General features: G+C 59.1%; 9 protein-coding genes and 1 rRNA gene. 2 read left to right on the top strand and 8 right to left on the bottom strand.

Annotated elements, in window-relative coordinates; all coding sequences use genetic code 11:
• The 6 genes from M3O22_07475 to recA form a co-directional block, all read right to left on the bottom strand.
• A partial coding sequence (locus M3O22_07475) for a hypothetical protein (protein ID MDP9196585.1) occupies positions 1–1,282 on the bottom strand: 1,282 nt, incomplete at its 3' end.
• A gap of 34 nt (positions 1,283–1,316) precedes the next feature.
• Entirely contained in the window at positions 1,317–2,693 is a 1,377-nt protein-coding gene (locus tag M3O22_07470; GenBank protein MDP9196584.1) for a hypothetical protein, read from the bottom strand.
• 227 nt (positions 2,694–2,920) lie between these two features.
• Complete coding sequence (locus tag M3O22_07465) at positions 2,921–3,184, bottom strand: hypothetical protein (protein MDP9196583.1); 264 nt, start codon at positions 3,182–3,184, stop codon at positions 2,921–2,923.
• A 55-nt stretch (positions 3,185–3,239) separates the two neighbouring features.
• Positions 3,240–3,494, bottom strand: coding sequence for a hypothetical protein (locus M3O22_07460; GenBank protein MDP9196582.1), 255 nt, complete (start codon positions 3,492–3,494; stop codon positions 3,240–3,242).
• 7 nt (positions 3,495–3,501) lie between these two features.
• Positions 3,502–3,942, bottom strand: coding sequence for a DUF4167 domain-containing protein (locus M3O22_07455; protein ID MDP9196581.1), 441 nt, complete (start codon positions 3,940–3,942; stop codon positions 3,502–3,504).
• A gap of 258 nt (positions 3,943–4,200) precedes the next feature.
• Complete coding sequence (gene recA / locus M3O22_07450) at positions 4,201–5,244, bottom strand: recombinase RecA (protein ID MDP9196580.1); 1,044 nt, start codon at positions 5,242–5,244, stop codon at positions 4,201–4,203.
• A gap of 174 nt (positions 5,245–5,418) precedes the next feature.
• Between recA and M3O22_07445 the strand changes: the two genes are divergently transcribed.
• Entirely contained in the window at positions 5,419–6,213 is a 795-nt protein-coding gene (locus M3O22_07445) for a thymidylate synthase (protein ID MDP9196579.1), read from the top strand.
• Positions 6,210–6,710 (top strand): dihydrofolate reductase, encoded by a 501-nt coding sequence (locus tag M3O22_07440; GenBank protein ID MDP9196578.1) that lies wholly within the window; start codon positions 6,210–6,212, stop codon positions 6,708–6,710. Before M3O22_07445 ends, M3O22_07440 begins: the two co-directional genes overlap by 4 nt.
• A 2-nt stretch (positions 6,711–6,712) precedes the next feature.
• On the opposite strand, the gene M3O22_07435 is transcribed toward M3O22_07440, so the two are convergent.
• Both M3O22_07435 and M3O22_07430 read right to left on the bottom strand, forming a co-directional pair.
• Entirely contained in the window at positions 6,713–7,909 is a 1,197-nt protein-coding gene (locus tag M3O22_07435) for a hypothetical protein (GenBank protein ID MDP9196577.1), read from the bottom strand.
• A gap of 379 nt (positions 7,910–8,288) precedes the next feature.
• Positions 8,289–8,405, bottom strand: a 16S ribosomal RNA gene (locus M3O22_07430); the annotation flags it as partial.

The following is an 8,405-nucleotide window of genomic DNA, read 5'->3' as shown; positions in this document are numbered from 1 at the left end:
GTATATGGCTGCCTGCGGTTCCCCCCCGGAACGAGCCCCTGCGGACAAAGCCGTCTGTGGCGGGCCAGCATACAAAGGACATCTGCAGGACCGGGAATCCGTAAACGTCTGCCTGGATGTCCAGAATATCTTTCAGGATGTCCTGCCGCTCTTCCGTGGAAAGCCGGTCCCAGGCGCGGGCTGCCCGGACAAGGGGTTTGTGCACGGACAGACGCGCCGCCAGAACCCATTCCGCCAGCGATTCCCGGATCTGCAGATCAGCGGACAGGCTGCTGCGGAAATCCAGGTCTCCGTTGCAGGCCTGCCGGTAAAGGTCTGCCGCCGGGCCTGTGTCAGCCTCCGGAACGGCCAGATCATAGTCACGGATTCTCCGGCCATTTTCATAACAGTAATAAGCAGTGCACTGGCCGTTTTTGCATCCGTCCACTCCACAGTTTCCGGGAGGAGTCACGGTCCAGACCCATTGTCTGATCTCCTGATCCAGGGCAGGGAGCAATGACGGTTGCGCTTTTTCCCTGACCTGTTTCCCGATCGCGGCAGCGCCCTGCGGGTTTGCCGGAATCAGCCCGGCTGCCAGCGTGAAGAGGGACTTGCCGGCAACGGGGGAAGGAATATCCAGAAGGGCTTCCATGACCGTAGCGTGTGAGGGCACCGGAGTTGTCAGGATCATGGACTGTATGTCGATGGAAGACTGCGACAGAATACGCCACTGTGCATCCTGCAGGATTTTCCCCAGGGTTTTACTGTCGCGGGTTTCCAGGCCATCCACCAGACTTTTGTACAGGACTGCCGCTGTGACCAGCTGGTCCTTCGTTCTTTGTCTGGTTGCATCCAGCAGTGATTCTGTCTGTCTGATCTGCTCATCCAGTACTGCAAGGACTGTTGCACGATCAGAGGCCAGTTTCCTGAACGTTTCTTCTGAAACAGAACGTGTCCAGGAGGAAAGCCATTCCCGTGGAATGATGTCATCTTCCGAAAGGCAGAAGGGCTTGTGAACCCGCCCCACCCAGACATGTCCGGGATCAAGATCCTGTACGGAAATTGCATTGACTGTGCGGTGCACCGCACTTTCATCCGGCTGTGTTTCCAGGAAGATCATACGGCTGGAAAGACGTGAATAGATATCTTGCGGCCCTTTCAGAATGTCCCGCAGGGCCTCCTGACGAAAGGCACCCAGCTGGTGGTCCGTTTCATAAAGGAATTCAAGCCGCCTCAGCTTTTCCTCAAACTGCGGCCAGTGCTGGCGGACTTCAGCTTCCAGACGGTCCTGAAATTTTCCCATAACCGGACACTCCTTTCAGAAAAACCGAAGCGGATCAGACCATAGGGCGGACAGGTTTCACCTCGGGCGGGCCGGATTCGCGCTCTTCTTCCCTGTATCGCCGGGACATGATGACAGACAGGTGTACGGCGAGACTGTCCTGCTTTTCCCGGGAGATAAAGGGCAGCCGTCCGTCTTCTGCAGCTGTCCTGATTTCATTGATGATCAGGCCGGTCTTGTCCAGGTATTCCTGTCGTGTTTCAGGCCACAGGTTCCGGTGTCCTGACAGGTTCCCGAGGGCTGCTGTGAGGGCCGGACGCTCCGCCAGATAATCCAGAAGGGTTTCCAGGGCAAAATGGTACCTGCTGTGTACGGCCAGGAAAGCCACAGTCATGCAAAAATCGCCGGCGGACATGTGCCACAGATTGGGGTCATTCTCCCAAGGCCTGAGTTTTTCGATAAATTCCGCAACGGCATTGCGCAGCCTGGAAGGGCTGGCCAGACAGGCGGGATTTTCCAGACTTTCGATGAAAGAAGGATAGAACAGAGCCTCTTTCATGGTCTTTTCATCCGACAGCATCCAGCCCAGCAGGGTATCCGCCGCCTCATCGCTGAACCGGTGGCCGGAACGGGTCATGATGCCCAGAAGATGTCTGGCCCTGGTATCCACGAATTCCGGATCTGTATGGTTTTTCAATCCCTGGACAATCGCCGGAACAGCGGCGTCGATTCCCGCAGGGCCTTCCGGAAGCAGGCTGATGACAGAAACTTCGTCCGGAATTTCAGCGAACACTTCCTCGCTGCAATCTTTATCAAACGGTTTGGCAAAAAGGTTCTCCAGGATCTGCCGGATGCTGTCTGAATCCATTTCCATCTGTTTCAGACCGACCGTCCACGCGCACGTCAGCAGCAGGGTATCGGCAAAACCAAAAAACCCATTTTCTTCTTTCACGGCAGCATCAACGTACTGGCGGACAGCCTCGCGCGTTTTATCTGGTGGCAATCCGGGAAGGTGTTTTGTAGCGTTCCAGATGGTCCGCTGTTCGGTTTCTGCCCTTTCTTTCAGGTGTTGCAGATCAATATCCAGCCCGGGAATTCCCTGCAGTCCCAAGGCCAGCCAGGCATAGGAAGAACGCGTATCCAGGGTCGGGAATTTTATCTGCATTTCCTCCAGCATGAACAGGGCGGCTTCTCTCAGAATTTCCTGCTTTTCCGTGTCTCCGGATGCTTCCAGAAGCTTCCGGATTTCCCGCATCTGCCGGGTGATGCCAAAGATCCGCCGCCGCCAGGAAAATTCGTCTCCGATTCCCGCTGTAAACCGGCTCCCCAGAAAGCGGGCAAACTCATGTCCTTCCAGAGGCTGAAGCCATTCGGGGGTGTATCCGCCCGCAGGTTCGCCACGCAGCAGGGTGTGCAGGGTCTGGAATGTCATGGGTTTCTCCGTGTGAATCGGGATTGGGGCTATCCTGGCAGCTGTTCCCGAAAGTAAAAACAGGTGTTTTTCCTGTTTTTGTCATCCTGATCGGAGCGTCCTGAAAGGATGCGCAGCCGAAGGATCTCTTTTACCAGAGGAGATCCCTCCACTCGGCCTTCCGCCGTCTCTGCTGCGCAGCTATGGCGTGACAAGGCGGCCTCGGTCGGGGTGACAAAATTTGTTTGTTATGTCCACTTTTTCAGGTGATCCGCCAGCCGGACCGGCGCGTTTGTTTCGTCAACATCCTCCGGCCTGACCCAGGCGTACCGGCTGATTTCTGACGGATCGGGTACCGGATCCCGTTCTTGCGAAAGCGTGAACAGATAAACCATGTCATAGTGCCAGTGGGCCGGTTCGTTTTTGTCCGGTCTGGCAGGGATCGGGTGGGCGTCCAGGATCAGAGGCAGGGGATACCGGGTCCGGGTTGTGACCGGTGCTGCGTCCGTAATGCGTGTTTCTTCGGCCAGCTCCCGGATGGCTGCCTCCTACGGCGTTTCGCCCGGATCAATATGGCCACCGGCAGAAAAGGCCCAGAGATTGTATTTGGCGCTGAAACAGCGCAGGACCCGTCCGGTAATCCCGCGCCAGAACCAGGGCGCTGCCGGTGACATGGCCGGCCAGACTGGTTCTGGAAAAAGGATCCGGGCACGTATCTGCATGCACCCGGAAAGCGTCCCGGGCCGGGCTGTCCGGAAACCATGCCAGATAATCCTCCACAATGGTCCGGAGAATATCCTGGTCCCGGGAAAAGCCCCACATGATCCGGTCAGTCGGCCTGGAAGCCTGAATCCGTGTGTTCCTGCGACGGCTGGGCCGACTGGCGAAATTCCACGATTTCCGGCTGGGGATCCGCGCCTGCCGCGGCGGCAGCGGGAAGGTGGGGCTGGTCATCGGCCGGCGGCATGTGGCCATTGCCATGGGCTGCCGGGTCCGGGCGGTGCTGCTGCATGCGGGCCTGCTCGTTTTCCTGGATCAGCAGGATAATGCGGTGATAGTGCTCGGCATGCTGGAAATAGTTCTCGGCGGCCACATTGTCACCGGTCGCCTTGGCATCCCGGGCCAAGGACATATATTTTTCGTGGATCTGGAAAGGCGTTCCCCGGATGCGCACATCCGGGCCGTTGCTGTCCATGTTCTGGTGCCGCAGGGGAACATTGTTGTTGCCGCTGCTGCTGTTGCTGCGGCGATGGTGGTTACCGCCGCCCATGGGATGACTGCCGCGTCCGCGGGGGGGGCGTCTGTGGTGATTCTGGCCTTGCCTCATGAAATCCTGCGTATGTCAGTTGCTGGTGGCCCGGCTGTCCGTGGCCCTTGTCCCGGCCCGGTTTTTCCTGTCGGCGGCGGGAAACTGTGCAAACCCTAGCGTTCTTTCAGGATACTTCCAAGAGTTTTCTGGCCGGGAGGCCAGACCTCCGGGATCTTCTGGCGACGAAAGACCCCGGAGGATGCCGTGGGGCAGACAGAATTATTCTTCCGCCCCGTCACCGCTTTCCGCCGCGCCCATCATGGCGTTGGCCACAAGCCCTGCGTTGCCGCGGATCTTTGCCTCGATGGCGGCCGCCACCTCGGGGTTCGACCGCAGATAGTTTTTGGCATTCTCGCGGCCCTGGCCGATCCTCTGGCCATCGTACGAGAACCAGGCACCGGATTTTTCCACCACATTGGCCTGGACGCCCAGGTCAATGATCTCCCCGGCCCGGGAAACACCCTCGCCGTACATGATATCGAACTCCACCTGGCGGAAAGGGGGAGCCAGCTTGTTCTTGACCACCTTGACGCGGGTATGGTTGCCCACTACGGTTTCCCGGTCCTTGATCGAACCGACGCGGCGGATGTCCAGGCGGACAGAGGCGTAGAACTTGAGCGCGTTACCCCCGGTGGTGGTTTCGGGATTGCCGAACATGACACCGATTTTCATGCGGATCTGGTTGATGAAGATGACCAGACAGCCGGAGCGGGAGATGGAAGAGGTGAGCTTGCGCAGGGCCTGGCTCATCAGCCGGGCGTGCAGGCCCATGTGGCTATCGCCCATGTCGCCTTCCAGCTCGGCCCTTGGGACCAGTGCGGCAACCGAGTCAACCACCAGCACGTCAATGGCGCCCGACCGCACCAGGGTGTCGGCAATCTCCAGCGCTTGCTCCCCTGCATCTGGCTGGGAGATCAACAGGTTATCAATATCCACGCCCAGCTTGCGGGCATAGGCGGGGTCCAGCGCGTGCTCGGCGTCCACAAAGGCGCAGGCGCCGCCATTTTTCTGGGCCTGGGCGATGGCATGCAGGGCCAGGGTGGTCTTGCCCGAGCTTTCGGGTCCATAGATCTCAACGATACGGCCGCGGGGAAAACCGCCGATGCCCAGCGCCAGGTCCAGACCCAGGGAACCTGTGGACACAGCCTCGGCCTCTACCGTGTTTTCCCGGGCGCCCAGTTTCATGATCGAGCCCTTGCCGAAGGCCCGTTCGATATTCACCAGCGCGGCGTCCAGCGCCTTCTGTCTTTCCTGCTTGTCCATGCCCTTGTCTTTCTCGACGACCTTGAGATTTGATGAGCCCACGAATGATCTCCTTCTGATTGCATAAAACGGAACGGCGATAAAGATCCTTTTCCTGCTTGTACATGTTTTGTTCCTGTTCCGCAAGAGGCAAAATCCTGAGATCCTGCAAGTCCCTGCCTGAAAGGAAAAGCCATGCAGCAGTACCTGGATCTGATGCGCCATGTGCGGGACAACGGGGTCGTCAAAAGCGACCGGACAGGGACAGGAACACGCAGTGTCTTCGGCTGGCAGATGCGTTTTGACCTGGCAGAGGGGTTTCCCCTGGTCACCACCAAGAAGCTGCATATGCGGTCCATTACCCACGAGCTGCTGTGGTTCCTGAAGGGCGACACCAACATCGCGTACCTGAAGGACAACAAGGTCTCTATCTGGGACGAGTGGGCTGATGACGACGGAAACCTGGGCCCGGTGTATGGCCACCAGTGGCGGTCCTGGCCCACGGCGGACGGCCGGACCATCGACCAGATCGCACAGGTGACGGAGCAGATCCGCACCACGCCCGACTCGCGCCGCATGATCGTCAGCGCCTGGAACGTGGGCGATATTGAACGCATGGCCCTGCCGCCCTGCCACTGCCTGTTCCAGTTCTATGTGGCCAATGGCCGCCTGTCCTGCCAGCTGTACCAGCGCAGCGCGGACATCTTTCTGGGCGTGCCGTTCAACATCGCCTCGTACGCCCTGCTGACCCTCATGATGGCGCAGGTCACGGGCCTGCAGCCGGGCGAGTTCGTGCACACCCTGGGGGATGCCCACCTGTACATGAACCATATGGAGCAGGCGGATCTGCAGCTGACCCGCAAGCCGTATCCATTACTGTCGATGCGTCTGAACCCGGCCGTGACATCCATCTTCGATTTCAGATTTGAAGACTTCACGCTGGAGAACTACCAGTTCCACCCGCACATTTCTGCGCCGGTGGCGGTATGACCATTATTTCCCTGATCGTGGCCGTGGCGGACAACGGCGTGATCGGGAACAACAATGCCCTGCCCTGGACACTGAAGGAGGATATGCGGCGGTTCAAAGCCCTGACCACAGGAAAGCCGGTGATCATGGGCCGCAAAACCTTCGAGTCCATCGGCCGCCCCCTGCCGCGCCGGCCCAACATCGTCATCAGCCGCCAGCCGGATTTCAGGCCGGAAGGGGTGCGTGTGTGTTCATCCCTGTCCGAAGCGATTCGCAAGGCTGAACCGCTGGCCGGCCCGGACGGGGAGATCATGGTAATCGGCGGATCGCAGATCTATACCGAGGCCCTTCCACAGGCGCAGCGCATCTACCTGACCGAAGTCCACGCCCGGCCGGGAGGCGATGTTTTTTTCGCGATTCCGGACCGTGGCAGATGGACAGAAAGTTCCCGCGAAGATCACCGGGCGGGGGAAGGAGAAACAGCGGACTGCAGCTTTGTGGTGCTGGAGAGAGGCTGATCTTATGGCCTTGGCTGTCGTCGCTCCTCGAGCCGGATAACATCCGCCCCACCGCTACCCTCTCCGGCGGATTCACCCGGCGACGCGAAAGGATCCTCAGCAGTCTGCGCAGGGGCGTCATGGACGCCTGCCACTTCCTGCAGGACCTGCATCCAGCTGCCGTCCCCTGATCCAGCGGTAACCATCGCGGCCAGGGCGTCCGCGTGTTCTTCCTCGTCCCTGCAGGCCGCATCGGCAAACCGGGGCAGGTGCGGCCATGCCAGGTTTTTCAGCGGCAGGACGGGGTGTACAGCCAAGGCTAGGGCGCCGAACCTGGTGATGCTCCCTTCTTTCTCCGGCTGCATGTCCGCCAGGTATTGCGCAAAGGAGGCCCGGATCCTGTCCCCTGTCACGGGCATATGACCAGCACGTTCATACAGGCGGACAAACTCCCTGAAACCATCATCCAGATCCAGGGTCGACAGGCAGGCCCTTTCCATGGCAAAGCCGATATCCTGCCGGGGACTGGTATGGACCGGTCTGACAGGGGTTGCCGGTTCTTCCCTCAGGGACCGGATTTCGGCTCCCAGATGTCCCAAGGCAACGAGTTCCTTTTCTTCATCAGATCCCGGCGGTACGGGAGTCCCGATTCCCCGGATTCCATCAAATCTCGTCCGGGCAGCGGCCTCCATTCCCCTGAGAACAGCTTCTGCCCATTCATTGTGACGGGCATCCAGGACGGATAAATACAGGAGCCGGAGAAAGTCGAACCCCTCCTTCAGCGCCAGGTTCAGGGAGACAGGATACAGGGCTTTGGCCACGTCCCCTGCAAAGGGTGTGTCCTGACAGTCAATGGTCCGCAGGCCGGACAGGACGTGGATGTCGGGTGCTGATTTCACAAGAAGGTTTACACCCTCGCTGACTCCCTGGGCCAGGGCAGACAGAAGAACCGGGGTCCGGCGATCTTCAAGAACGGGATGGCCGTCGAGGGCCGTCACACTGGCTGTTGCACTTTCTTTCCGGACTCTCTGGTAGATGTCCACCAGTACATCGAACCGCCCCTGGATAAACAACCCCCTGGCGCCCCGGGTGACTGTTTTCGGCGGAAGACTGTATGGTGATTCCATCATAAATTCGCCAACTGACAGACCTTCCGGCAGGGATTCCGGCCGTTCCCTGTTCCGGGCTGCATGGATCATTTCATAAAGAAGGGAGGCCATTCCGGACTGTCCGTCTGTTCTTTTCGCCGGGGCAGCATAGCATCCCCGAATGAAAGGATTTTCAGTAAATAACACATCGTACCAGGAAAGGCCGGGCCAGGAGGGGCAGATCGGGACTCGGGCTGCTGCATTCTTTCTCTTGCGTCACCCCGGTGAAAGCCGGGGGCCAGTGTGATTGCGGTCTCTGTTACAGGATATGGCCCAGAAAGTTCAGAAACAGAATAACCTGGCCCTGGCTTTCACCGGGGTGACGGACCAAAAGGATAACAGACCATAAACAAAACCCCCGGTGACCTGAAAGTCCCGGGGGCTGTTCTGATGTATCGGAATAAAGAACACGAGGACGGCGATGCCGGATCCGGCACAGGCACTTCCCTAGAAAGGAGGTGATCCAGCCGCAGGTTCCCCTACGGCTACCTTGTTACGACTTCACCCCAGTCACTGACCCAACCGTGGCCGGCTGCCTCCTTGCGGTTGGCGGGCCGTCTTCGGGTTG

It is taken from the genome of Pseudomonadota bacterium (genome assembly GCA_030775045.1).
In the GTDB taxonomy this organism is placed as follows: Bacteria; Pseudomonadota; Alphaproteobacteria; order JALYJY01; family JALYJY01; genus JALYJY01.
The sequence above is the reverse complement of the archived record's forward strand: the minus strand, read 5'-3'. Positions and strand labels throughout refer to the sequence as shown.